At 73.5% G+C, this 24,445-nt stretch carries 17 protein-coding genes and 2 tRNA genes; 4 read left to right on the top strand and 15 right to left on the bottom strand.

Going from position 1 to position 24,445, the window contains the following annotated elements; translation table 11 throughout:
- Nucleotides 1-20 precede the first annotated feature (20 nt).
- The 3 genes from hemW to lepA all read right to left on the bottom strand — a co-directional run bounded on the left by hemW (nt 21) and on the right by lepA (nt 5,514).
- Nucleotides 21-1,253, bottom strand: a complete 1,233-nt coding sequence (gene hemW, locus LIX60_RS22435) for a radical SAM family heme chaperone HemW (RefSeq protein WP_227960083.1) — start codon at nt 1,251-1,253, stop codon at nt 21-23.
- 264 nt (nt 1,254-1,517) lie between these two features.
- The gene (locus LIX60_RS22430) at nt 1,518-3,407 is read right to left on the bottom strand and encodes a long-chain fatty acid--CoA ligase (protein WP_227960082.1); all 1,890 of its coding nucleotides are present in this window, start codon (nt 3,405-3,407) and stop codon (nt 1,518-1,520) included.
- Between the two features lie 232 nt (nt 3,408-3,639).
- Nucleotides 3,640-5,514 (bottom strand): translation elongation factor 4, encoded by a 1,875-nt coding sequence (gene lepA / locus LIX60_RS22425; protein WP_227960081.1) that lies wholly within the window; start codon nt 5,512-5,514, stop codon nt 3,640-3,642.
- Nucleotides 5,515-5,700: 186 nt separating this feature from the next.
- Here lepA and rpsT point away from each other — a divergent pair, with 186 nt between their 5' ends.
- On the top strand, nt 5,701-5,967 hold the full coding sequence (rpsT, locus tag LIX60_RS22420; RefSeq protein ID WP_227960080.1) for a 30S ribosomal protein S20: 267 nt from the start codon (nt 5,701-5,703) through the stop codon (nt 5,965-5,967).
- A 382-nt stretch (nt 5,968-6,349) separates the two neighbouring features.
- Here the strand turns inward: rpsT and holA are convergent, their stop codons facing one another.
- From holA to leuS, 6 genes are all read right to left on the bottom strand, one after another.
- Nucleotides 6,350-7,345: a DNA polymerase III subunit delta gene (gene holA / locus LIX60_RS22415; RefSeq protein WP_227960079.1), complete on the bottom strand. Its 996-nt coding sequence runs from the start codon at nt 7,343-7,345 to the stop codon at nt 6,350-6,352.
- Nucleotides 7,346-7,431: 86 nt separating this feature from the next.
- Entirely contained in the window at nt 7,432-10,596 is a 3,165-nt protein-coding gene (locus LIX60_RS22405; protein WP_374117895.1) for a ComEC/Rec2 family competence protein, read from the bottom strand.
- Nucleotides 10,593-11,075, bottom strand: coding sequence for a ComEA family DNA-binding protein (locus tag LIX60_RS31790; protein ID WP_308101730.1), 483 nt, complete (start codon nt 11,073-11,075; stop codon nt 10,593-10,595). The genes LIX60_RS22405 and LIX60_RS31790 overlap by 4 nt, the downstream gene beginning before the upstream one ends.
- 900 nt (nt 11,076-11,975) lie before the next feature.
- On the bottom strand, nt 11,976-12,824 hold the full coding sequence (locus LIX60_RS22395) for a DegV family protein (protein WP_125621835.1): 849 nt from the start codon (nt 12,822-12,824) through the stop codon (nt 11,976-11,978).
- Between the two features lie 252 nt (nt 12,825-13,076).
- On the bottom strand, nt 13,077-13,895 hold the full coding sequence (locus tag LIX60_RS22390; protein ID WP_227960077.1) for a hypothetical protein: 819 nt from the start codon (nt 13,893-13,895) through the stop codon (nt 13,077-13,079).
- A 174-nt stretch (nt 13,896-14,069) separates the two neighbouring features.
- The gene (leuS, locus tag LIX60_RS22385) at nt 14,070-16,976 is read right to left on the bottom strand and encodes a leucine--tRNA ligase (protein WP_227960076.1); all 2,907 of its coding nucleotides are present in this window, start codon (nt 16,974-16,976) and stop codon (nt 14,070-14,072) included.
- A gap of 373 nt (nt 16,977-17,349) precedes the next feature.
- Here leuS and LIX60_RS22380 point away from each other — a divergent pair, with 373 nt between their 5' ends.
- Complete coding sequence (locus LIX60_RS22380) at nt 17,350-18,789, top strand: hypothetical protein (protein WP_227960075.1); 1,440 nt, start codon at nt 17,350-17,352, stop codon at nt 18,787-18,789.
- Complete coding sequence (locus tag LIX60_RS22375; RefSeq protein WP_227962871.1) at nt 18,786-20,357, top strand: NADH-quinone oxidoreductase subunit NuoF family protein; 1,572 nt, start codon at nt 18,786-18,788, stop codon at nt 20,355-20,357. The genes LIX60_RS22380 and LIX60_RS22375 overlap by 4 nt, the downstream gene beginning before the upstream one ends.
- Before the next feature lie 187 nt (nt 20,358-20,544).
- Here the strand turns inward: LIX60_RS22375 and LIX60_RS22370 are convergent.
- Nucleotides 20,545-20,617, bottom strand: a tRNA-Ala gene (locus tag LIX60_RS22370).
- 415 nt (nt 20,618-21,032) lie between these two features.
- Between LIX60_RS22370 and LIX60_RS22365 the strand changes: the two genes are divergently transcribed.
- Nucleotides 21,033-22,454: a glycosyltransferase 87 family protein gene (locus tag LIX60_RS22365; RefSeq protein ID WP_227962870.1), complete on the top strand. Its 1,422-nt coding sequence runs from the start codon at nt 21,033-21,035 to the stop codon at nt 22,452-22,454.
- Here LIX60_RS22365 and LIX60_RS22360 read toward each other — a convergent pair.
- The 5 genes from LIX60_RS22360 to rsfS form a co-directional block, all read right to left on the bottom strand.
- Nucleotides 22,433-22,666: a hypothetical protein gene (locus LIX60_RS22360; protein ID WP_019706682.1), complete on the bottom strand. Its 234-nt coding sequence runs from the start codon at nt 22,664-22,666 to the stop codon at nt 22,433-22,435. The two genes, LIX60_RS22365 and LIX60_RS22360, sit on opposite strands and share 22 nt — an antisense overlap.
- The gene (locus LIX60_RS22355) at nt 22,667-22,828 is read right to left on the bottom strand and encodes a hypothetical protein (RefSeq protein ID WP_167466102.1); all 162 of its coding nucleotides are present in this window, start codon (nt 22,826-22,828) and stop codon (nt 22,667-22,669) included.
- Nucleotides 22,829-22,987: 159 nt separating this feature from the next.
- Nucleotides 22,988-23,060: transfer RNA gene (locus tag LIX60_RS22350), tRNA-Ala, on the bottom strand.
- A gap of 157 nt (nt 23,061-23,217) precedes the next feature.
- Nucleotides 23,218-23,871 carry a histidine phosphatase family protein gene (locus LIX60_RS22345; protein ID WP_227962869.1) on the bottom strand — a complete coding sequence of 218 codons (654 nt, stop codon included), beginning with the start codon at nt 23,869-23,871 and terminating at the stop codon, nt 23,218-23,220.
- Nucleotides 23,868-24,308: a ribosome silencing factor gene (gene rsfS, locus LIX60_RS22340; RefSeq protein WP_227960074.1), complete on the bottom strand. Its 441-nt coding sequence runs from the start codon at nt 24,306-24,308 to the stop codon at nt 23,868-23,870. The genes LIX60_RS22345 and rsfS overlap by 4 nt, the downstream gene beginning before the upstream one ends.
- Nucleotides 24,309-24,445 lie beyond the last annotated feature (137 nt).

The raw sequence follows: 24,445 nt of genomic DNA, 5'->3' as shown, positions 1-24,445 counted from the left end.
TCCCGGCCCCGGCCCTTGGGTCAGTCCACCAGGTCGCGGACCACCGCGTCGGCGAGCAGCCGCCCGCGCAGCGTCAGAGCCGCCCGGCCGTGCTCGTACGGCCCGGGCCGGAGCAGGCCGTCCGCCACGGCGCGGGCCGCCGCGCGCAGGCCGGCCGGGGCCAGCAGCTCCAGCGGGCAGCCGTCGAAGAGCCGCAGTTCGAGGAGGATCCGCTCGACGCGCCGGTCCTCGGCCGTCAGCACCTCGCGCCCGGCACCGGGCGCGCGGCCCTCGGCGAGCGCCTGGGCGTACGCCCCGGGGTGCTTCACATTCCACCAGCGCACCCCGCCGACGTGGCTGTGCGCGCCGGGGCCCGCGCCCCACCAGTCGGCGCCGCGCCAGTACAGCTCGTTGTGGCGGCAGCGGGCGGCCTCGGTGGTCGCCCAGTTCGACACCTCGTACCAGTGGAAACCGGCCGCCGACAGCCGTTCCTCGGCGATCAGATAGCGGTCCGCGTGCACGTCGTCATCGGTCATCGGCACCTCGCCGCGCCGGATGCGCCGGGCGAGCTGTGTGCCCTCCTCGACGATCAGCGCATAGGCGGAGACATGGTCCGGGCCCGCGCCGATCGCCGCGTCCAGCGAGGCGCGCCAGTCGTCGTCGCTCTCACCCGGCGTGCCGTAGATGAGGTCGAGGTTGACGTGCTCGAAGCCGGCCGCGCGCGCCTCGGCGACGCAGCGCTCGGGGCGGCCGGGGGTGTGCGTGCGGTCCAGCACCCGCAGGACGTGCTGCCGCGCGCTCTGCATCCCGAAGGAGATCCGGTTGAACCCCCCGTCCAGCAGCCCGTCGAGGTACCGGGGGTCCACCGACTCGGGATTGGCCTCGGTGGTGATCTCCGCCCCCTCCGCCAGCCCGAACTCGTCCCGGATCGCGCCCAGCATCCGCGACAGACCGGCGGCGGGCAGCAGGGTCGGCGTACCGCCGCCGACGAAGACGGTCTCCACCGGACGCGGGTCGTCGCCGAGCACCTTGCGCGCCAGCCGCACCTCCTCGGCCAGCGTCTCGGCGTAGTTCTCGCGCGAGGCGAGGGCGCCGCCGGAGCCGCGCAGCTCAGCGGCGGTGTAGGTGTTGAAATCGCAGTAACCGCAGCGCGTGGCGCAGTAGGGCACGTGGAGATAGAAGCCGAGGGGCCGCTCCGCGGCGCCGTGGAGGGCGTGGGCGGGCAGCGCCCCGTCGTCGGGCACGGGTTCGCCGTCGGGCAGTACGGAGGGCATACCGGCCATTGTCCGTCATCCCCGCGGGTCCCCCGCCTGGCGGACGGAGAGGCGGGCAGTCAGGCGGACGGGCCGCCCGGTGCGGCCGGGCGGCCGCGGCTCGGGGCCCGGTACGGATCACGTCCGTACCGGGCCCCGAGCCATTCGAGCCGTTCCAGGAGCTACGCCTCGCGCGACCCCGCGTACATCTCGTCGATGAGGTGCTCGGCGGCAACCACCCGGGGAGCCACCCCCCGTACCCCCGGGCAGCCACCGCCCCGCACGTCACGCCTCGCGCGACCCCGCGTACATCTCGTCGATGAGGTGCTTGTACTCGCGCTCCACGACCGGACGCTTGAGCTTGAGGCTCGGGGTGAGCTCGCCGTGCTCGACGTCGAGGTCCCGGGGCAGGATGCGGAACTTCTTGATCGTCTGCCAGCGCTGCAGACCCTCGTTGAGGCGCTGCACATAGCCCTCGATGAGCTGGTGCATCTCCGGGGAGGCGACGACCTCGGCGTACGGCTTGCCGGCCATGCCGTTCTCCTCGGCCCAGCCCGTCACCGTCGGCTCGTCGAGGGCGATCAGGGCGGTGCAGAAGTTCCGGTCGGCGCCGTGCACCAGGATGTTGGAGACGAACGGGCAGACGGCCTTGAACTGGCCCTCGACCTCGGCCGGGGCGATGTACTTGCCGCCCGAGGTCTTGATCAGGTCCTTCTTGCGGTCGGTGATCCGCAGGTAGCCGTCGGCGGAGAGCTCGCCGATGTCCCCGGTGTGGAACCAGCCGTCGTCCTCCAGGACCTCGGCGGTCTTCTCCGGCAGCCCGTGGTAGCCCTGCATGATGCCGGGGCCGCGGAGCAGGATCTCGCCGTCGTCGGCGATGCGCACCTCGGTGCCGGGCATGGGCTTGCCGACCGTGCCGGTGCGGTAGGCCTCGCCGGGGTTGACGAAGCTGGCGGCGCTGGACTCGGTGAGGCCGTAGCCCTCCAGGATGTGGATGCCGGCGCCGGAGAAGAAGAAGCCGATGTCGGGGGCGAGGGCCGCGGAGCCGGAGATGGCCGCCCGCAGATTGCCGCCGAAGGCTTCGCGCAGCTTGGCGTAGACGAGCTTGTCGGCGATGGCGTGCTTGATCGTCAGGCCGGCCGGGGCGTCCGCCTTGCCGGTGCGGCGGTAGTTGTCCTGGGACACGCGGGCGTACTCGCGGGCGATCCCCGCCGCCCACTGGAAGATCTTGTACTTGGCGCCGCCGCCGGCCCGGGCCTTGGCCGCCACCCCGTTGTAGACCTTCTCGAAGATCCGCGGCACGGCGGCCATGTAGGTCGGCTTCACGACCGGCAGATTCTCGATGATCTTGTCGATGCGGCCGTCGACCGCGGTGACGTGCCCGACGCCGATCTGGCCGGCCGTGAGCACCTTGCCGAACACGTGGGCGAGCGGCAGCCAGAGGTACTGCACGTCCTCACCGGTGACCAGCCCGCTGGCCTCGATCGCCCGGGCCATGTACGACCAGCAGTCGTGCTGGAGCCGCACACCCTTGGGCTTGCCCGTGGTACCCGAGGTGTAGATGAGGGTGGCGAGCTGGTCGGCGGTGATCGCGGCGACCCGCTTGCGGATGAGGTCCGGCTCCTTCTCCAGCCGGGCCGCGCCGCGCCGCTCCAGCTCCGCGAGGGAGAGGACCCAGCCCTCCGGGTCGCCCTCGGCGGGTGCGGCGGCCGTCTCGTCGAGCACCACGACATGCGCCAGCTCGGGGAGCTCTCCACGCCGCTCACGGACCTTGGCGAGCTGTGTGGCGTCCTCGGCGATCAGCACCCGGCTGCCGGAGTCGGCGAGGATGTAGGCCGTCTCCTCGGCGTTCGTGCTGGGGTAGACCGTGGTGGTCGCGGCGCCCGCGCAGAGGATGCCCAGGTCCGCGAGGATCCACTCGACCCGGGTGTTGGAGGCGATGGCGACCCGCTGCTCGGCCTCCACACCGAGCTCGATCAGGCCGGCGGCCGCGGCGAAGACCCGCTCGGCCGCCTCTCCCCAGGTGTAGGAGCGCCACTCGTCGGGGCCCTTGCCCGAGGCAGGCGGGACCGGATAGCGGTACGCCTCCCGGTCCGGGGTCGACTCGACCCGGTCGAGGAAAAGAGTCGCCACGGAGGGCGGCCTGTTCTCAATCAACGTCTGCGTGTCGCTCACGACAATCCTCCGTGCCCCGCTGTGGTGCTGAAACGGAACTTGTTTAACCGGCGAGTAACCTTCAGGCAGGCCCAGAGTAGAGGGCGACCGGCCCGTTTGTAAGGGTCTGAGAGCCACTCGTTGACGAAGCGGAACTTACCCCTCCCGAGGGTTGTGGCCAGCACAAAGGCGCCCGTCCGGCGGGGACGGGCGCCTTGGGCGGCGTGGCCTCGGAGGGCCCGGGAGCCGCGGGCTACTTCTTGCCCTTGCTCTCGCCGGCGGCGGAGTCCGAGGACAGCACCGCGATGAACGCCTCCTGCGGCACCTCCACGCTGCCGACCATCTTCATCCGCTTCTTGCCCTCCTTCTGCTTCTCCAGCAGCTTCCGCTTCCGGGAGATGTCACCGCCGTAGCACTTGGCGAGGACGTCCTTGCGGATGGCGCGGACGGTCTCGCGGGCGATGACCCGGCTGCCGATGGCGGCCTGGATCGGCACCTCGAAGTTCTGCCGCGGGATGAGCTCGCGCAGCTTGGCCACGAGCCGCACCCCGTACGCGTACGCCTTCTCCTTGTGGGTGATCGCCGAGAAGGCGTCCACCTTGTCGCCGTGGAGCAGGATGTCCACCTTGACCAGATCGGCGGTCTGCTCGCCGGTGGGCTCGTAGTCGAGCGAGGCGTAACCGCGGGTCTTGGACTTCAGGGCGTCGAAGAAGTCGAAGACGATCTCGGCCAGCGGCAGGGTGTAGCGGAGCTCGACACGGTCCTCGGAGAGGTAGTCCATGCCCAGGAGGGTGCCGCGGCGGGTCTGGCAGAGCTCCATGATCGCCCCGATGAACTCGCTGGGCGCGAGGAGAGTGGCCCGGACGACCGGCTCGTGGACCTCGGCGATCTTGCCGGTGGGGAACTCACTGGGGTTGGTGACGGTGTGCTCGGTGCCGTCCTCCATGATCACGCGGTAGATCACGTTGGGTGCGGTGGCGATCAGATCGAGGCCGAACTCGCGCTCCAGCCGCTCGCGGATCACGTCCAGGTGGAGCAGGCCCAGGAAGCCGACGCGGAAGCCGAAACCGAGCGCCGCGGAGGTCTCCGGCTCATACACCAGGGCGGCATCGTTGAGCTGGAGCTTGTCGAGGGCGTCACGGAGTTCCGGGTAGTCCGAGCCGTCCAGCGGATAAAGGCCGGAGAACACCATCGGCTTGGGGTCCTTGTAGCCGCCCAGCGGCTCGGCGGCGCCCTTGTTGAGCAGCGTGACGGTGTCACCGACCTTGGACTGGCGGACGTCCTTCACCCCGGTGATGAGATAGCCGACCTCGCCGACGCCCAGGCCGTCGGAAGGTGTCATCTCGGGCGAGGAGACGCCGATCTCCAGCAGTTCGTGGGTGGCGCCGGTGGACATCATCCGGATCCGCTCGCGCTTGGCGAGGTGGCCGTCGACGACCTTCACATAGGTCACCACGCCGCGGTAGGCGTCGTACACGGAGTCGAAGATCATGGCGCGGGCGGGGGCGGCGGCGTCGCCGACCGGCGCCGGGACCTCGGCGACGACCTTGTCGAGCAGCGCCTCGACGCCCTCGCCGGTCTTCGCCGAGACCTTCAGCACGTCGGACGGGTCGCACCCGATGAGATGCGCCAGTTCGGCGGCGAACTTCTCGGGCTGGGCGGCCGGCAGGTCGATCTTGTTCAGCACCGGGATGATCGTGAGGTCGTTCTCCATCGCCAGATACAGGTTGGCGAGAGTCTGGGCCTCGATGCCCTGGGCCGCGTCCACCAGCAGGATGCAGCCCTCGCAGGCGGCCAGGGAACGGGAGACCTCGTAGGTGAAGTCGACGTGGCCGGGGGTGTCGATCATGTTGAGCACATGGGTGGTGCCCCGGCTCTCGCCCTCTCCGGGCGCCCAGGGCAGCCGCACCGCCTGGGACTTGATCGTGATGCCGCGCTCGCGCTCGATGTCCATGCGGTCGAGGTACTGGGCGCGCATCTGACGCTGCTCGACCACACCGGTCAGCTGGAGCATCCGGTCGGCGAGCGTCGACTTCCCGTGGTCGATGTGCGCGATGATGCAGAAGTTGCGGATCAGCGCCGGATCGGTACGGCTCGGCTCCGGCACGGGGGTAGGGGTCGCGGGCACGCAGGGTCCATTCGGTGATGAGACGCAGCTTGGTCGGTTCTGTGACAGTGCCCCCATCGTCCCACGCCCGCGGCGCCCGGTCCGGTTTGGGAGGCCTCGGGCCTGCTGGTAGCCTGGTCCATCGCGTCTCGTGCCCTCTTCGCACGGCGCACCCGAGAATCCGACGAAGCTGCAAAGGCTCTTTACGTGGCGAACATCAAGTCCCAGATCAAGCGGAACAAGACCAACGAGAAGGCGCGCCAGCGCAACAAGGCCGTCAAGTCCTCGCTGAAGACCGCGATCCGCAAGACCCGCGAGGCCGTCGAGGCCGGTGACCTGGAGAAGGCCACCGTCGCCGTCCGCGAGGCCGCCAAGAAGCTGGACAAGGCCGCCAGCAAGGGCGTGATCCACAAGAACGCCGCCGCCAACAAGAAGTCGGCGCTGGCCCAGCGGGTCGCCTCCCTCAAGGGCTGACCTCCGCCCCTCCGCTCCATTCGCGGTACGGAACCGACCCGCCGGCGGCACGCCGCGGAAGGCCGTACGGCACTCGCCCGACCCGGGATCTCGCTCCCGGTAACCGCCGGTCCGGACCCAGCGGGCCCTCTCAACCGCTCCGAACCGGCACCACTCCTCCGCGGCCCCGCCGCGGAACCGCGCCGCACGCGGCCTGCGTTCGCCACGCGGGTGCGGCGCACCCAGCTCGGACCGCAAGGCCCCGCGCCACCCTTCCCCGGGGTTGGCGCGGGGCCTTCGGCGTTGCCGGGCCCGTGAACGGCAGGAACGGCAGAACGGCAGGAACGGCGTGGAGCGGCCGGAGATACCGGTGGCGGCCGAGGGAGTGCGCGGCCGAGCCGGGTCAGGGACGCCGGGTCGCCGGACGGGCCGCGCGGGCCACCGCCACCACGGCTTTCTCCAGGGCGTAACCGGGGTCGGCGCCACCGCCCTTGACGGCACCGTCCGCCTCGGCGACGGCCCGCAGCGCGTCGGACACCCCGTCGGCCGACCAGCCGCGCATCTGCTGCCGTACCCGGTCGATCTTCCAGGGCGGCATGCCCAGATCCCGGGCGAGATCGCCGGGCCGGGCCCCGCGCGGGGCGGACGCCAGCTTGCCGATGGCCCGGACACCCTGGGCCAGCGCGCTGGTGATCAGCACCGGGGCGACACCGGTGGACAGCGACCAGCGGAGTGCCTCCAGGGCCTCGGCGGCCCGGCCCTCGACCGCCCGGTCGGCGACCGTGAAGCTGGACGCCTCCGCGCGGCCCGTGTAGTAGCGCGCCACGACGGCGTCGTCGATCGGGCCGTCGACATCGGCGGCGAGCTGCGAGCAGGCGCTCGCCAGCTCCCGCAGATCGCTGCCCAGGGCGTCCACCAGGGCCTGGCACGCCTCCGGGGTCGCCGACCGCCCCGCGGCACGGAACTCGCCCCGGACGAAGGACAGCCGGTCGGCGGGCTTCGTCATCCTGGGACAGGAGACCTCCCTGGCCCCCGCCTTGCGCGCCGCGTCCAGCAGCCCTTTGCCCTTGGCGCCACCGGCGTGCACGAGCACGAGGGTGATCTCCTCGGCGGGCGAGCCCAGATAGGCCTTGACGTCCTTGACCGTGTCGGCCGAGAGGTCCTGGGCGTTCCGTACCACCACGACCTTGCGCTCGGCGAAGAGCGACGGACTGGTCAGCTCGGCCAGGGTGCCGGGCTGCAGGACGTCGGGCGTGAGGTCGCGCACGTCGGTGTCGGCGTCGGCGGCGCGCGCCGCGGCGATCACCTCCCGCACGGCGCGTTCCAGGAGCAGTTCCTCCTGGCCCACGGCGAGCGTGACGGGGGCGAGCGGGTCGTCGGTCGTCGTCTTTCTGGCCATCGCGGTCCAGCATCCCACGGGGCGCCGACAGCGCTCGCCGGGCGGACCGCCCATGCCCGCCCCCGCGGCCCGGGCCGCAGCCGCGGCTATCGCACAATGTGCGGATGAACCGAGCACACCGCCGCCCCGACGAGCCCGCCCCGGCCGGGGCGGAAGCCGTGCACCATCTGCTGGTGCTGCCCGACCGGGACGCGGCCGAGGAAGCGGCCGCCGAGGCCGTGGAGCGTTTCCGCCTCGACAGGGAACCGGAACTGGTACGGGAGGCGCTCGCCGGTGAGGACGACGCCGAGGACGCCCAGTGGCTGGTGGTGATCGAGGAGCCGGCCCCCGATCTGGACCCGGCGGCCCTGGACGCGCTCGCCGCCGAGTACGACGGCTGGCTGGAGTCGGAGTGACGCCGGGAGCGCGAGGGCCGGCCGGGGCGGGGATGGAGCCTGTGCCGAGGAAGGGCCGGTCCCGGACAGCCCCCGATGGACCAGCCCGACAGCGAACCGGTGGAGCAGGGCCGCCACCCGTACCGGACGGTCGGGTACGTCCACACCCACGGCACTCTCCGGGACGGCGGTCTCACCGCCGAGTTCCCGGCCCGTCTCACAGCGACACCGCCGAGAACCCGGTGCGTTCCCACGGCCACGTGCCCTGCGCCGGCCGCGGCTCCCCGCCGGACTCGCTCCGCCGGCCGTGACGGCGGCGCCCGGCCGAGCGGGCGGGCCGGTCACCGCGATGGCCCCGTCCGTGTCCGTCCGCAGCACGACGGCGCCCCCGGCGCGGAGGGCGGCGACCGTGCGCGGAGCCGGATGCCCGTAGTCGTTGCCGGCTCCGCAGGAGATGACGGCGATCCGCGGCCGCAGCCGGGCCAGCAGCCCGTGGTCCTGGCGGGCGGAGCCGTGGTGGGCAACCTTGAGGACGTCGACGGGCGGCAACGGGACGGTGGACGCCAGGCGTTGCTGCGCGGGCGGTTCCAGATCGCCGAGCAGGAGCAGGGTCAGTCCCGCGGTGCGGACCAGCATGGTGACACTGGCGTCGTTGGCACCGGTGACCGCGGTCCGGCCCGGCAGCGGCCAGAGGACCCGCCAGGCGACCGGGCCCAGCCGGCGCTCCCCCGGCGTGGTCCGCAGCACCCGCACTCCCGCCGCTGCCGCTGTCCGGCGCACGAACGCGGCCTGCCCCGGCGGCTCTTCGAGTGTCGTCGTCTCGATGGCGCCGACCGCCCGGCCCCGCAGCACACCGGGCAGACCCGCCACATGGTCCGCGTGGAAATGGGTCAGGACCAGAAGCGGGACGTGCCGGACGCCGAGGCTCCGCAGACAACGGTCCACCGCCTCCGGCTCCGGCCCGGCGTCGACGACCAGGGCACGGTCCCCGCCCGCCGCGAGCACCAGGGCCTCTCCCTGGCCCACATCGCAGACGGCGAGCCGCCACCCCGGCGGAGGCCAGCCGGTGACGAACCGCGGCAGCGGGCCCGGGCGCAGCACGACCGCCAGCAGGACCAGGGCACAGGCGGCGCAGAGCCACGGGTGGCGGGCCAGCCGCGGCGCCACCGGCACCAGCAGCGCCGTGAGGGCGGCGAGCAGCAACCCGCCGGTCCAGCCGCCGGGCCAGTCCAGCTCCGCGCCCGGCAGCGCCGCACCGGTACGGGCCACGGCCGCGATCCACTCCACCGGCCAGGCGGCGAGCCGGGCCAGCGCCTCGGCGGCCGGCATGGCGAACGGAGCGGTCGCGAGCGCGGCGAAGCCGAGCACCGTGGCCGGGGCCACGGCGAGTTCGGCGAACAGATTGCACGGGACCGCGACCAGGCTCACCCGCGCCGCCAGCACCGCGACCACCGGCGCGCACACGGCCTGCGCCGCCGCGGCGGCCGCCAGCACCTCGGCGAGCCGGCCCGGCACCCGCCGCCGCTGGAGGGCCGCGCTCCAGCGCGGAGCGATGGTCAGCAGGGCACCGGTCGCCAGAACCGAGAGCAGGAAGCCGTAGGAACGGGCCAGCCACGGGTCGTACAGGACGAGCAGCAGCACCGCGGCGGCCAGCGCGGGCAGCAGTGATCTCCGCCGGCCGGTGGCGATGGCCAGCAGGGCGATCCCACCGCAGGCCGCGGCCCGCAGGACACTCGGCTCCGGTCGGCACACGATGACGAAGCCCAGGGTGAGCAGCCCGCCGAGCAGGGCCGTACCGCGCAGTGGGATCCCGAACCGGGGCGCCAGACCACGCCGTTCGGCCCGGAGTGCCAGATGTGGTGGCCCGATCAGCAGGGCCAGCACGATCGTGAGGTTGGCTCCGCTCACGGAGAGCAGATGCACCAGGTCGGTGGCGTGGAAAGCCCGGTCCAGATCGGCCGGCACCCGGGAGGTGTCGCCCACCACCAGTCCGGGGAGCAGCGCCCGGGCGTCGGCCGGCAGCCCGTCGGACGCCTCCCGCAGCCCCGCCCGCAGCTCACCGGCCGCCCGCTGCACGGCGGTTGGTCCCCGCACCACCACCGGCGGGCCCTTACCGCTGACCCGCAGCACGGCGGCCATCCGGTCTCCTCCGCCCTGCGACGGCACGGCCCGCGCCTCCAGCCGCAGCCGCGTGCTCGGCAGCAACCTCAGCCACGCCGCCCGCTCCCCCGCGCGCTCTCCGCCCCGGCCTCCCGTGTCGGCCCGGAGCGGAACGATGAGGAGCACCGGGGTGCGGACCTCGGTGGCCGCACCGTCCGCAGCCGTGACCCGCCGGGCCTCCGCCGCCAGCACCACGGCCGGCGGACTGCTGCGCGGACCGTTCACCCGCGGACGGGTGAGCCGCGGATCGCCCGTGACCGTCACCTCGGCCGTGATCTCGGCCGACTGCCGTGCCAGGCCGGGCAGCGGCCCCCGGTACAGATCGGCGGCGTGCAGAGCCCCCGAGCCCGCCGCGGCCGCGGCGCAGAAGAGAGCCATCGCGAGCGCGACCCGGGCGCTGCCCCGGCGCCGGGGCACGGCCGTCCCCGCCTCCGGACCCGTTCCGCGCGGCTCGCCCGCCGGCCGGCCGGGAGCCCGGCTCCGGCCGCGCGCTCCGGGGCCGTGGGCGAGGGCTGCGAGCAGCAGCGCCAGGCCCACCGCCGCACAGCAGACCGCGCCGACCGCCGCGACGGAGGGCCGGACGCCGACCGCCACGGCGGCAGCAGCCCAGGCGGCCAGAGCGCACGGCAGCAGCCGCAGGTCCGGACCCTCCGGACGCGGGCGCGGAGAGGCCGCGCTCCGCCCGGGGGAGACGGCGGGAACGACCGCCCCGGTCATGGCCGCACCAGGGGCTGGAGGTCCGCGAACCGGCGGTCGCCGATCCCGTTCACCTCGCGGAGCTGGTCGACGGAGGTGAAACCCCCTTGGCGGTCGCGGTGTTCGAGGATGCGCCGGGCCAGGACCGGTCCGACACCGGGAAGGCCGTCGAGCTGTTCGAGGGTGGCGGTACTGAGACTGACCGGGCCGGCGGCCGCGCCCCCCGGTGCCGGACCGGGCGTGCCCGCCGCTCCCCCTCCGGCGGCGGCCGCCGGTGCGGGACCGCCCACCACGATCTGCTCACCGTCCAGGAGAAGCCGGGCCCGGTTGAGCCCGGCGGTGTCCGTCCCGGGACGGACACCGCCCGCCGCTTTCAGAGCGTCCTCGACCCGCGACCCCGCGGGGAGCCGGTGGATCCCCGGATCGCGGACCTTGCCGGCCACGTCCACCACGACGGCGCGGTCACCGGCCGACTGCGCCGCCCCGGGGACAGGAGGCACCGGATCCGGCTCCCCGGTCGTGCTCGGAAGTGCTGCCGGACCGGCCGCGCCGGCCGGCTCTGCCGAGGGAACCCGTACTGTCTCGGGGCGTCCGGTCCAGAAGTGGTGGCCCGCGAAGCCGACCGCGGCCACGAGCAGGACGGCGAGCGCGGCGAGCGTCCTCGGGTCGGCTCCGCAGCGCAGGCTCACCCACAACGGAAGCCGTTCACCGAGGGCGAGCCGCCATCGGGCGGGCCACGGCAGCGGACGCTCCCGCGCCCCGCTCCGCCCCGGCGTGTCCGGGGCGCTCCCCGGTGCGGGCCCGGGTTCGGCCGGCGGCTCCGGTTCGGGGACGACCGGCTCCCGGGCCGGAAGGCCACCGAAAAGGGCCGTCGCGCGCGCCCTCGTTCCCTCCGGTGCGTCCCGGCGGTACTGAGGCGTCGTACGACGAGACCGGTGCCGGCGCCGGGCGCGGTGATCCGCCCCGGGCCTTCCGGGGCCGCGCGTGGCGCCACGGCCCGGACCCGACCCGGTCGTCACGGAGTGTGATCGGATGTCCATGCGGTGACGGTAGGCCGGGCGGCCGCCCTCGGCGGAACAGACCGTATTTCGGTGGATAACTCGCGGGTTGTGGAAAACTCCGTGCCCGTTTCGGATGAATGTCCGCTCTCAGGCCGCCAATTCGACCCATCTGCCGCTTCACTGCGAGGCATGAGCCGTTTCCGTCTTCCCGCCTTGCCGCTGCCCCGTCTCCGCGCCCTCCTGGCGCGCTGCTTCCGGATCCGCCGCACCGGGTGGCCCGTCGCTCCGCTCGCCGTCCTCACCGGGCCGCCGCGTCCGCCGGCGGCGCCGGGCAGGGTTCCCGCGGCCCCGCTTTCCCGCGGTACGGAGAGTCCGGCGCGGACCGCGGGCCGCGCGCGGTCAGATCCGCGGCGACAGCACCACGCCCAGCAGCCCGGGTCCGGTGTGGGCGCCGATCACCGCGCCCACCTCGCTGACCAGAAGTTCGGCCAGCCCGGGCACCCGCCGCCGCAGCCGGTCCGCCAGGGCCTCCGCCCGTTCCGCCGCCGCGAGATGGTGCACCGCGATGTCCACCGGGCCCGCAGCGGCCCGTTCCACGACGATCTCCTCCAGCCGCGCGATGGCCTTCGACGCCGTGCGCACCTTCTCCAGCGGCTCGATCCGCCCGCCGCCCAGCCTCAGCAGCGGCTTCACCGCCAGAGCCGAACCGAGCAGAGCCTGCGCGGCGCCGATCCGGCCGCCGCGCCGCAGGTAGTCGAGGGTGTCCACATAGAAGTAGGCCGTGGTGCCCTCCGCCCGCTTCTCGGCCGCGGCCACCGCCTCGTCCAGCGTGCCGCCCGCCTCCGCGGTCTCGGCGGCGGTCAGGGCGCAGAAACCGAGGGCCATCGCGACCATGCCGGTGTCCACGACCCGCACCGGCACCGGCGCCTCGCGTGCGGCGAGCACCGCCGCGTCATAGGTACCGGACATCTCCGCCGACAGATGGAGGGAGACGATCCCGGTCGCCCCGGCCGCGGCCGCCTCACGGTAGGTGGCGGCGAACATCTCCGGGCTCGGCCGGGAGGTGGTCACCGGGGTCCGGCTCCGCAGCGCCTGGGCGACCGACCGTGCCGAGACCTCGGTGCCCTCCTCCAGGGCCCGGTCACCGAGGACCACGGTCAGTGGTACGGCCCTGATGGCGTGCCGTTCCATCGCCTGCGGCGGCAGATAGGCCGTGGAATCGGTGACGATCGCGACATGGCGGGACATGAAGGGGAGGTTATCCGGGGATGACATGCGCGGACAGCACGGGGGCGGCCTGCCGGCCACCGGACCCGGAGCGCGGCGCCGGCAGGAACCGGGTCGGCAGGCCCCGAGCCGGGGTGCGGAGGACCGGCACTCTCCGGCCGGACGCCGCCGGTACGGCCTCCGGTCCGGTGGGACCGACGGCCGTCGCCGGCCCTGCGGCAGCGGCTGCGGCGGACGCGCCACCGCGCGGACGGCTCACGCGGGGCGGGAGGCTCATGTGGTGCTCTCGGGGCGCCGGGTCTTCTCCCAGGGGAAACCGGTGCGCAGCCGGGAGTCGCGGGCCGTGATGGCGGGCGGTGTCCGGGGGGCCTCCGGCGCTCCGGACTGCCCGGGGCGGGCCTCCGGCCGGGTGGAGTCCGGCCCGGCCAAGTCCCGTCCGGTGGAGTCCCGTCCGGCGGAGTGCGAGCGAACCGGTCCCGGCCCTGCGGGGCCTGCGGCGTCCGCCGGCCCCGCGTCAGCGCCGGCCGGCATCCGGCCCGGGGTTTCGGCCGGTGTCCAGTGCCGCAGGGCGCCCGCCTCCATCTGGATCTGCCCGGTGAGGTCGCCGAGGTCGTCGTCGGCGAACTGGCGGGCGCGGTCCTGTGCGGCCCAGCGCAGGGAGTCGGCCGCGTGCACGATCCGCTCGGCGCGTTCCCGCAGTTCGGGGAGGTGTGCGGCGACCCGGCCCTTGTCGGGCTCGCTCTCCAGGCGCTTCAGCTCGGCGTCCAGTTCCCTGCCGTGCGCGCTGAGCCGGTCGAAGAGGCCGAGCGCCTCTCCGAGCGAGGTGTCCTCCGGCGCGGCCGCCCGCAGCGTTTCCTGGGTGGCCCGCATGGAGGTGCGGAGCGAGAGCCGGAGTTGGGCCACCTCGCCGGCCGCCCCGGGCAGGGTCAGCTGCCGGGCCTTGAGCGTGGTGTCCTCGACGGTGCGGCGGGCCTGCGCGACCGTGCGGTCGACACCGCGTTTGGCGGCTCCCACGGCCTTGGCCGTCGCATAGACCCCGCCCGCGACGAAGAGCACGAAGAAGAGGACCACCACCAGAATCGCGGCTTCCATGAAAACTCCCTCGTAGCCTTCCGAGCACCGGTGCGGCATCCGGAACCGTCGCCCGCACAGTGGGGCACCGCGCGCCCCATCCCTCCACGGTAAACGCCCGGGGCGGGCCGGGGGTTCCGTACGACCCCCGGGCCCGCCCGGGAAAAACCCTGAGAAACCCCTACGGGCCGCCGGTCACGCCGGGACGATGTTGACCAGCTTCGGGGCCCGCACGATCACCTTGCGGATGTCCGCGCCGCCCAGCGCGGCCCGTACCGCGTCCTGTGCCAGGGCCAGCGCCTCCAGTTCGTCCTCGGCGATGGACGGCGCCACCTCCAGCCGGGCCTTGACCTTCCCCTTGACCTGGACGACGCAGGTGACGGTCTCGTCCTGGACGTAGGCCGGGTCGGCGACCGGGAAGGGCTCGTGGACCACCGAGGTGGTGTGGCCCAGCCGGTGCCACAGCTCCTCCGCGATGTGCGGAGCCAGCGGCGCGACCAGCAGCACCAGCCGCTCGGCGACGGTCCGGGGCACCGGGCGGCCCGCCTTGGTCAGATGGTTGTTCAACTCGGTGACCTTGGCGATCGCCGTGTTGAAGCGCAGCGCGGACATGTCCTGGGTGACCCCGTCGATCGCCTTGTGCAGGGCGCGCAGGGCGGCCTCGCCGGGTTCGGCGTCGGTGACGGTCACCTCGCCGGTGTTCTCGTCGACGACGTTGCGCCACAGGCGCTGCAGCAGCCGGTACTGGCCGACGACCGCGCGGGTGTCCCAGGGCCGGGAGACATCCAGCGGGCCCATCGCCATCTCGTACAGGCGCAGGGTGTCCGCGCCGTACTCGGCGCAGATCTCGTCGGGCGTGACGGCGTTCTTCAGGGACTTGCCCATCTTGCCCAGCAGCCGCGTGACCTTTTCGCCCCGGTACCAGAAGGCGCCGTCACGCTCCTCGACCTCGGCCGCCGGGACCGCGATGCCGCGGCTGTCGCGGTAGACGTAGGCCTGGATCATGCCCTGGTTGTACAGCTTGTGGAAGGGCTCGGCGGAGGAGACGTGCCCCAGGTCGTACAGCACCTTGGACCAGAAGCGGGCGTACAGCAGATGCAGCACGGCGTGCTCCGCGCCGCCCACGTACAGGTCGACACCGCCGTGCGGCTGCCCCTCGCGCGGGCCCATCCAGTAGCGCTCGATCTCGGGATCGACCAGCTTCTCGCTGTTGTGCGGGTCCAGGTAGCGCAGTTCGTACCAGCAGGAACCGGCCCAGTTGGGCATGGTGTTGGTCTCGCGGCGGTACATCCGGGGGCCGCGCCCGTCGCCCAGGTCCAGACGCACGTTCACCCACTCCTCGTTCCGGGACAGCGGGGTCTCCGGGGAGGTGTCGGCGTCGTCCGAGTCGAAGGTGCGCGGGGAGTAGTCGTCGACCTCGGGCAGCTCCAGCGGCAGCATCGACTCGGGCAGCGCGTGGGCGACGCCGTCCTCGTCGTAGACGATGGGGAAGGGCTCGCCCCAGTAGCGCTGGCGGCTGAACAGCCAGTCGCGCAGGCGGAAGTTGACGGTGCCCTCGCCGATGCCGCGCTCGGTCAGCCAGTCGGTGATCCGGGCCTTGGCCTCGGTGACGGTCAGTCCGTCCAGCGACACGTCCTCGCCCGCCGAGTTGACGATCCGCGCGTCGTACGAGGCGAAGGCGTCGTCCCAGCCGGCCGGGTCGGTGCCGCGGCCGTCGGACGGCTCGACGACGCAGCGCATCGGCAGCTCGAAAGCGCGCGCGAAGGCGAAGTCACGGCTGTCGTGCGCCGGTACGGCCATGATGGCGCCGGTGCCGTACCCCATCAGGACGTAGTCGGCGATGAAGACGGGCACGCGCTCGCCGCTGACCGGGTTGACGGCGTACGCGCCGGTGAAGACGCCGGTCTTCTCCTTGGCCTCGGCCTGCCGCTCGACATCGGACTTCGACGCGGCCTGCTTGCGGTACTCGGCGACGGCCTCGGCCGGGGTCGCGTGCCCGCCCGTCCAGACGGCGTGGGTGTCCTCGGGCCAGGCGGCCGGGACGATCGAGTCGTCGCCGGAGACCAGTTCGTGCTCCGGGGCCAGCACCATGTAGGTGGCACCGAACAGAGTGTCCTGCCGGGTCGTGAAGACGGTGATCGCGCGCTCACCGCCGGCGGCCGTGCGCACCGGGAAGTCGACACGGGCGCCTTCGCTGCGGCCGATCCAGTTGCGCTGCTGCAGCTTGATGGCCTCCGGCCAGTCCAGCGCGTCCAGGTCGTTCAGCAGCCGGTCGGCGTAGGCCGTGATGCGCATGTTCCACTGGCGCAGCTTGGCCTTGAAGACCGGGAAGTTGCCGCGCTCGGACCGGCCCTCGGCGGTGACCTCCTCGTTGGCCAGCACGGTGCCCAGGCCGGGGCACCAGTTGACCGGCGCGTCGGAGGCGTAGGCCAGACGGTACTCGCCCAGCAGACCGGCCCGCCCGGCCGCGTCCAGCTCGCTCCAGGGGCGCCATCCGGCGGGGGTGTCGCGCTCCCCGCTCTCGAACTGCTCGACCAGGGTGGCGATGGGGCGGGCCTTGTCCGCCGCCTCGTCGTACCAGGAGTTGAAGATCTGCAGGAAGATCCACTGGGTCCACTTGTAGTAGTCCGGGTCGATCGTGGCGAACGACCGGCGCTTGTCGTGGCCCAGGCCCAGCCGGCGCAGCTGGGCCTTCATGTTCTCGATGTTCGCCTCGGTGCTGGCCCGCGGGTGCGTGCCGGTCTGCACGGCGTACTGCTCGGCGGGCAGGCCGAAGGCGTCGAAGCCCAGGGTGTGCAGGACGTTGTGGCCGGTCATCCGGCTGAAGCGGGCGTAGACGTCGGTGGCGATATAGCCCAGCGGGTGGCCCACGTGCAGTCCCGCGCCGGAGGGGTACGGGAACATGTCCATGACGTACTTCTTCGGCCGGTCCGCCGCGCCAGCGCCGCCGTCCGCGGCCAGGTCACCGGTGGGGTTGGGGGCCTCGTAGACGCCCTCGGCGTCCCAGAAGTCCTGCCAGCGTGCCTCGATGTCGGCTGCCAGGGCCGCCTCGTACCGGAAGGGCGCCGCGGCCGGCCCGGGGGCGGAATGGGTGTCGCTCATCGTCTCAAAGCTCCATCGATCGTCTCTGCCGTCTGCGAGGCATGTTCCGGAAACGGAAAAACCCCTCACACAGGAGGGGACGCCGCGCCGATTCCGGCCTGGTGGTTCGTCCACCGGCCGGGACTGATCAGCGCGGCTCGCTAAGCAGAAGGCGTACGGCACGCATGCGTGTCAGGGTACCGCAGCGGTCCCGGCCGACGCACCGAGCCGCCGATTGAACGCCGGGCGCTCCCGCTCCGTATTGGTCGTTCGAGCAAATATCCAACTCGCCCGGACGTTGCCGGACAGGCCACTTAGCATGCGGAGCCGGGACCCCTTCTTCGCACCACAGGAGTCGCCTCGCATGAAACCTCACCGCAAGGTTCCACGGAACATGTCCTCCCTACCCAAGCCAGCCGCGTCGCAGACGAAGGTCTTCGCCGCGTCGGTCGCACTCCTGATCGTGATCCCGCTCATCCTGGCCCTGGCCACGGGTGAGCGTTTCCGCGCCTTCCTGGACTTCGGTGCCGGCGTTCTGTCGCTCCTCACTCTCACCGCGTCGGTGGTGTGGGGCCTGATCGCGGCCCACCGGCTGCTGCTGAACCCGCGGGACCGGCTGCTGGCGCAGGGGGTCCACCGCGCCGTCGCCGTCGCCTCACTCGGATTCATGGTGGTGCACGTCGCGGTCAAGGTCTCGCTGGACCACGCTCCGCTGATCGCCGCGCTGATCCCCTTCAGCCTGGGGATCACCGGTACGGGCGGGCTGATCGGGATGGGCTCGATGGCGGCCTACCTCATGGTGATCGCGGGTTCCACCGGCGCGCTGCGCAGCACCTTCGTGCCCAACCGGGAGGTCGCGGGCCGCTGGCGCGCCATCCACGCCGTGGCCTACCCGTCGTGGTGCTTCGCCGTGATGCACGGCCTCTACGCGGGTCGTCCCGCCGCGGGCTGGGTGACCGTCATGTACGGGCTGTCCCTGCTGGCCGTCGGGCTGGCGGTGGCGGCGCGGCTGCTGCCCCCGCCGCAGCGGCGGAGGATCGCACAGCTGGTGCTGTCGGTGATGCAGCCGGACGCCGCCGGCACCGGACGCGGCCGCGCGGCGGCGGCCGAGGAGGGCGCCCGCCGCGACACCTCGGTCTCCCCGCTGCCGGGCGCGGGGACCAGGCCGCGCAGCGCGGCAGCGTCCGCGCCCGCCTCCGCCGGCGGCCGCGACGACATGCGGCCACCGCTCGACTCGACCCGCGCGGTGCCGATCGGCAGCGGTCTGGGATCCGGTCTCTCGGCGGGCTACCGCGCGATGTCCGACCAGACGTCCGGCGGGCCGGGGAGCCCGCTGTCGGCGCCGGCCGGCCAGGGCTTCGCCGAGGCGCCCACCCGGCAGGTGCCGGCCTTCACGGACTCCGGCGGCGGGACGGGCGGCTACGGCGGGACCGGCGGCTACGGCGGGACGGGCGGCTACGGCGGATCGGACGGCTACGGCGGGACGGACGGCTACGGCGGCTGGGGTGGGGCCGGCCAGGTGGGCCAGCCGCTGACCGGCTCGGTGACGGGCCAGGGCGACCCGCTGACGGAGCCCTTCCCGCGGCAGATGGGCGACCCGTCGGCCGGACGCGGCCCGGACCCGCTGCGCGATCCGCTGACCGAGCCGTTCTCCGGCGTGACCCATCTGGCATCATCCGAGCGCTGGCCGACGCCGTCCCCGCCGCCGCCCGCACCGGCCGAGAACATCAGGCCCGCGCCCCAGCCGGACCCGCTGACCGACACCTCGACCGGATTCTCGTATCCGCCCCCGCCCGGTGAACCCTGGCAAGAGACCGCAGGAGGCCGACCATAAACGCCGAGCTGCCCGACGTACTCGATCTCCGGGTCGTGGGAGCCCCCCAGCTGACCGCCGGCCTGGACCTCGCCCACCGCCTGGATCTCGACATGCACCTGAAGGTGCACGGGCCACTCCAGCCCATGCCCGGGGAGCGCCTGGCCGAACTGGCCGAGCTCATCTCGCTGAAGGGCAAGGGCGGTGCCGGCTTCCCCTTCGGCAAGAAGCTGCGGGCGGTGGCCAAGTCCGCGATACGCCGCGGGGTCCGCCCCGTCGTCGTCATCAACGGCAGTGAGGGGGAGCCCAACTGCCGCAAGGACACCCTGATCATGAACCGGGCCCCCCATCTGCCGCTGGACGGGGCCCTGCTGGCGGCCGAGGCGCTGGGCGCCCGCACCCTCGTCGTCGCCGTCACCCGGGACTCCACCGAGGCGTCCATGCGGCAGGCCCTGGCCGAGCGGGGGCTCTCGGACCGCCGGGGGCAGCCGCTGCGCGCGCGGGTCGTGCGCACGCCCGAGCGGATGGTCTCCGGCGAGTCCTCGGCGGTGATCCGGGCGGCGAACGGGGGGCCGTCGCTGCCGCCCGGCCGCAAGGTCCGCGCCTCCGACTCGGGGGTGGCCAACGCGCCCACGCTGCTGTCCAACTGCGAGACGTTCTCCCAACTCGCCGTGGCCGCACGGCTCGGCGCCGACCGCTACGGCAGCATCGGCCTGAGCACCGAGCCCGGCACCGTCATGCTCACGGTCTCCGGTTCCGTGCCGCGGCCGCTGGTCATGGAGGTGCCCAGCGGGGTGCCGCTGCGGTACGTCCTGGAGCTGGCCGGGGCCCCGCCGATGCCGCAGGGCGTGCTCTCCGGCGGCTACCACGGGAAGTGGATGGACGGGATGTCGGCGCACGGCGCCACCATCTCCCGGGCCTCGATGGACGCGGCGGGCGGCGCTCTCGGCGCCGGCGCGCTGCTGCCCCTCAGCCCGGACACCTGCCCGCTGGGCGAGTGCCTGCGGGTCGCCAACTGGCTGGCCGCGGAGACGGCAGGGCAGTGCGGCCCCTGCAAGCTCGGCCTGCCCGCGGCGGCGGCCGGGCTCGCGGAGGTGCTGGGAGGCGGCGGCCGTACGGCGCTGGAGGCGCTCCGGCAGGTCACCCAGTCGGTGAAGGGCCGCGGCGCCTGTGCCCACCCGGACGGCTCCGTGCGCTTCCTCACCTCCTCGCTGAGCGCCTTCACCGACGACCTCGCGGCGCACGCGCTCCAGGGCGGCTGCGGCCGGCCCACCCACGGCGTGCTGCCCCTCCCGTCGCCCGGCTACCAGGAGGAGGGCATCCCCAGCGGGCAGAAGCTGATGGTGGACTGGACCCTCTGCAAGGGCCAGTTGATCTGCGTGGGGGTGCTGCCCGAACTGGTCCGGCAGGGCCCGGACGGCTACCCGGTGCTGGCCGACACACCCGTGCCGCTGCATCTGCAGGGCGAGGCGCAGCGGGCCGTCCGCCGCTGTCCCGAGCTGGCACTGCGGCTGGAGGAGGCCCCGGCCCCGCGCAACGCCATACCGCCCTCGGGCGGCCGCAAGGCGCTTCCGCGCGGCGGCGGCTGAGCCGGGCCGTCACGGCCACCGCCGGTGCCCCGCCCGCGTCCCGGTGACGCGGGCGGGGCGCCGCGCGCCGGGCGCCCGTGCACCCGGCGCCGGCAAGCCCACGGACAGCGGGAACGACACCGCGGGAACGACGCTTTCGGAAACGACAGAGCGGGCCGTCCGATCGGACGGCCCGCTCTGTTCACTGTGGAGCTAAGGAGAATTGAACTCCTGACCTCCTGCATGCCATGCAGGCGCTCTACCAACTGAGCTATAGCCCCGCGCTCCCGCCCCGGTTCCCCGTGGCGGCTGCGCCAACATTACACGGACTCCACCGCTCGGCGCCAAATCATTCTCCCGCGGGCGGATCATCCGCGGGCCCTGCCGGGGTAACCGTCTGGCCAAGGGGTGTCCCGTAATCCGCGGTGGAGCAGCGCGCGGCGTCGGATGCGGTGCATCGCAAGGCGGAGGGGCGTCCGCATACTGGATGTATGCGGACGTTCCGACAACGCGGCGAGGTGCCGTAGCCGGCGTCGCGCGCCCACCGGGGATTACGGGACACCCCTTAGCATCGGTCCCCGCACCCGGAGCACGGCCGGGTCCGTCCCCCGAACCCGACTGGAGCCCCGCAGCGTGACCGCTACGGAGTCGGCCGACAAGGCCCTCGCCCCCTCCCTTCCCCCGGCGACGCGTGAACTGATCCGGGGGCGGCCGCTGCTCACCACCCTGGCGTGCTGCCTTCTCTCCTTCGCGCTCTTCTGGTGCGCCCAGCGCCTGGCGAACGTCACGATGATCGACCTCATGGTCTACCGGGCCGAGGGCTGGGCCGCGCGCGCCGGGGCGGATCTGTACGCGATGCGCGCCACCGAGTCGCGGCTGCCGAACACGTACCCGCCGTTCGCGGCGCTGCTGTTCATGCCGCTCACCCTGCTCGGGGTGGAGGAGATGCGGGCGCTGGCGACCGCGGGGAACCTGGCGCTGCTGGTGGTGCTCGTCCATCTCACGCTGCGGCTGGTGGGCCGCCCCCTGTGGTGGCCCCGCCCGGCGGTGGCACTCGCTCTGGCCTCCGCGGCGGTCTGGTCCGAACCGGTCTGGACGACGCTGCGCTACGGCCAGATAAACCTGCTGCTGGCGGTGCTGGTGGTGTGGGACCTCTCCCGGCGCCCCGGGGACGCCGGCTACCGCTGGGCCGGTCTCGGCATCGGGATAGCCGCGGGGCTCAAGCTGACGCCGGCGCTCTTCGCGGTCCTGCTGGCCGTGGCGGGCACCGTCCGGGGATGGCAGCGGCTGCGCGGACGGCGAACGGGCCGGCCGGACCGGACGGGTCGCGCCGGCCTCGCAGGCCGGCCAGGCGGAACGGGCGGTACAGGCCGGACCGGCTTCTGGAACCCGCTGCTGCGGCAGGCGCTGACGGCGTGCGCCGCGTTCCTCGGGACCGTCCTGCTGGCCGCGGTGGCGCTGCCGCGCGACTCGCGCCGCTTCTGGACCGAGGTGATGTTCAACACGGACCGTCCCGGCCTCGTCGAGCAGACCTCCAACCAGTCGCTGCGCGGGGTGCTCGCCCGGCTGCTGCACACCCCCGATCCCGGGCTGTGGTGGGCCGGGGCGGCCGCGGTGGTGGCCGTCGCCGGGCTGGCCGCCGGGGCGGCCGCGCTGCTGGCGGGGCTGGACGCCTGGGCCGCCGTGGCCTGCGCCATGACCGCTCTGCTGGTGAGCCCGGTCTCCTGGTCGCACCACTGGGTGTGGTGCATACCCCTGCTGGTGCTGCTGGGTTCGGAGACGCTGCACCGTTCCGGGCGGCGCGTGTGGCGCGCGGCCACCGCCGCCTCCGCGCTGCTCTTCTGCTCGTACGCCCTGTGGTGGGTGCCGCACACGCCGGGCGCGCGGGCGGAACTGCGCCAGAACGGCGCGCAGATGCTGCTCTCGGCCGGGTATCCGCTGTGCGGCGCGGCGTTCCTCGGCCTCACCGCGGTCGTCGCCGTACGGGCGCTGCGGAGCCGGGCCGCGACGGTGGCCGGGGCGAGGGCCGGGGCGGAACCGGCGGCCGGGGCGGGGGCCGGCGCGGTGACGGGGGCGGGCGCCGGGGCCGGGAGGCGTCAGGCCGTGGCGAAGGAGTAGAAGCGTTTCAGCGTGCAGTACTCGTCGAGCAGACGGCCGTAGATCGGCTCGCCGTCGAGCTCGCGGTAGGTCTCGATCGGATCGCCGACGATGATCAGGGCCCGCGCGCACTCCTCGCACCAGTACTGGTAGTCGGAGTCGAGCGGTTCCATGTCGCGGACGACGGGCGTACCGCTGCCGCACCAGTCGCACTTCCGGCTGTGGGCACCCATTCAGTCACTCCAGCTGTGGCCACAGGCCGTGCAGACGTAGGAGACTCCGCCGTTGTCCCCGAGCACCTGGGCGACCAGGGCCGATCCGCAGGAGGGGCAGTGGAGAAGGGGCACGGTGCTGCCGAGAGGACGGGCCGGCGCCTCGATCGTGCTCGTCGGCATCTGACTCCCTCCCCTTCCGACGTCCGATTCTGCCATGGGAGCACCGGCCCGGTCAGCGTCCACGTCACCGGAGTCGTCCGCCCGCGGTCGCTGTCGTTCCGGTTCCTCCCGCAACGCGACGATCCCGCCTCCCCGGAGGGGAGACGGGATCGCAGGGGGTGGAGCTAAGGAGAATTGAACTCCTGACCTCCTGCATGCCATGCAGGCGCTCTACCAACTGAGCTATAGCCCCGTGCTCGCCGCGCACCGGCCGGGTTTCCACCGCCGCGCTGTGAACGAGCAGAAGCTTAACCGGTGACCAGCCGGAATGAGAAATCCGCCCCCGGGGTGCCCGGTGTGCGGCCGAGGCCGGGCCCGCGGCGCCGCTCCGGGCCCCGCCGGCCGGTCCGTCAGGTGTCGTCGCCGAGCACCGGCTCGGGCAGCGTTCCGGCGTTGTGCTCGGTGAGCCGCCAGCCGCGCACCCCTTCGCTCAGCACGGACCAGCAGCAGTTGGAGAGGCCGCCGAGCGCCTCCCAGTGGTGGGCGTCCAGGCCGAGCAGCCGGCCGATGGTCGTCCGGATCGTGCCGCCGTGGCTGACGACGACGAGCGTGCCGCCGTCGGAGAGCTTGTCGGCGTGGCTCATGACCACGGGCGCCGCCCGGTCGGCCACCTCGGTCTCCAGCTCGCCCCCGCCGCGGCGCACCGCCTCGCCGCGCTTCCAGCGGGCGTACTGCTCGCCGTAGCGCCCGACGATCTCCTCGTGGGTCAGTCCCTGCCAGCTGCCGGCGAAGGTCTCCCGCAGGCCCGCGTCGTGGGTGACCGCCAGGCCGCACAGGACGGCCAGCTCGGCGGCCGTGTCGGCGGCGCGCCGGAGGTCGGAGGCCACGATCGCCTGCGGTTCCAGGGCCGTCAGCAGCCGGGCGGCGCGGCGGGCCTGGGCGACGCCGGTGCCGGTCAGCTCGATGTCGGTCGTCCCCTGGAAGCGGCGCTCCACGTTCCAGGCCGTCTGGCCGTGCCGCCAGAGCACGATGCGGCGGTTGCGGCCGTTGCTGCTGCCGTTCAGTTCAGCTCACCGTCCTGCCCGGCCCCGTCGGCCGCGCTCTTCGCGTACTCCTCGGACCGGCCCCGGGTGGCGGCGGCGTCGGCGGGCAGGTCCAGCTCCGGGCAGTCCTTCCAGAGCCGCTCCAGCGCGTAGAACACGCGCTCCTCGCTGTGCTGGACGTGCACGACGATGTCGACGTAGTCGAGCAGCACCCAGCGGGCCTCCCGGTCGCCCTCGCGGCGCACGGGCTTGACGCCCAGTTCCTTGTTCAGCCGCTCCTCGATCTCGTCGACGACCGCCTTGACCTGGCGGTCGTTGGGAGCCGAGGCGAGCAGGAAGGCGTCGGTGATCGACAGCACGTCGCTGACGTCGTACGCGATGATGTCGTGCGCGAGCTTGTCGGCGGCCGCCTGGGCGGCGGCGTTGATCAGCTCGATGGAGCGGTCCGTGGCGGTCACAGGCAGGCTTTCGGTCGAGGAACGGAGGACCGGCCGCGGTGCCCCGGGGGGCGCCACGACCGGTATCCAGGATCGCACGCCCGGCGGACAGTGCCGTACGGCTCCGCCCGCCGGGACCGCGGCCCGGGCTCGGCCCG

Source organism: Streptomyces sp. S07_1.15, from assembly GCF_020739505.1.
GTDB lineage: Bacteria > Actinomycetota > Actinomycetes > Streptomycetales > Streptomycetaceae > Streptomyces > Streptomyces xinghaiensis.
This window is presented reverse-complemented; position numbering and strand designations above follow the sequence as displayed.

What these genes read in the sequence shown, in the direction of transcription:
- hemW (WP_227960083.1), bottom strand. Translation starts at nt 1,253, where the DNA reads ATGCCCTCCGTACTGCCCGACGGCGAACCCGTGCCCGACGACGGGGCG.
- holA (WP_227960079.1), bottom strand. Translation starts at nt 7,345, where the DNA reads ATGGCCAGAAAGACGACGACCGACGACCCGCTCGCCCCCGTCACGCTC.
- LIX60_RS22405 (WP_374117895.1), bottom strand. Translation starts at nt 10,596, where the DNA reads ATGACCGGGGCGGTCGTTCCCGCCGTCTCCCCCGGGCGGAGCGCGGCC.
- LIX60_RS22395 (WP_125621835.1), bottom strand. Translation starts at nt 12,824, where the DNA reads ATGTCCCGCCATGTCGCGATCGTCACCGATTCCACGGCCTATCTGCCG.
- LIX60_RS22390 (WP_227960077.1), bottom strand. Translation starts at nt 13,895, where the DNA reads ATGGAAGCCGCGATTCTGGTGGTGGTCCTCTTCTTCGTGCTCTTCGTC.
- leuS (WP_227960076.1), bottom strand. Translation starts at nt 16,976, where the DNA reads ATGAGCGACACCCATTCCGCCCCCGGGCCGGCCGCGGCGCCCTTCCGG.
- LIX60_RS22380 (WP_227960075.1), top strand. Translation starts at nt 17,350, where the DNA reads ATGTCCTCCCTACCCAAGCCAGCCGCGTCGCAGACGAAGGTCTTCGCC.
- LIX60_RS22360 (WP_019706682.1), bottom strand. Translation starts at nt 22,666, where the DNA reads ATGGGTGCCCACAGCCGGAAGTGCGACTGGTGCGGCAGCGGTACGCCC.
- LIX60_RS22355 (WP_167466102.1), bottom strand. Translation starts at nt 22,828, where the DNA reads ATGCCGACGAGCACGATCGAGGCGCCGGCCCGTCCTCTCGGCAGCACC.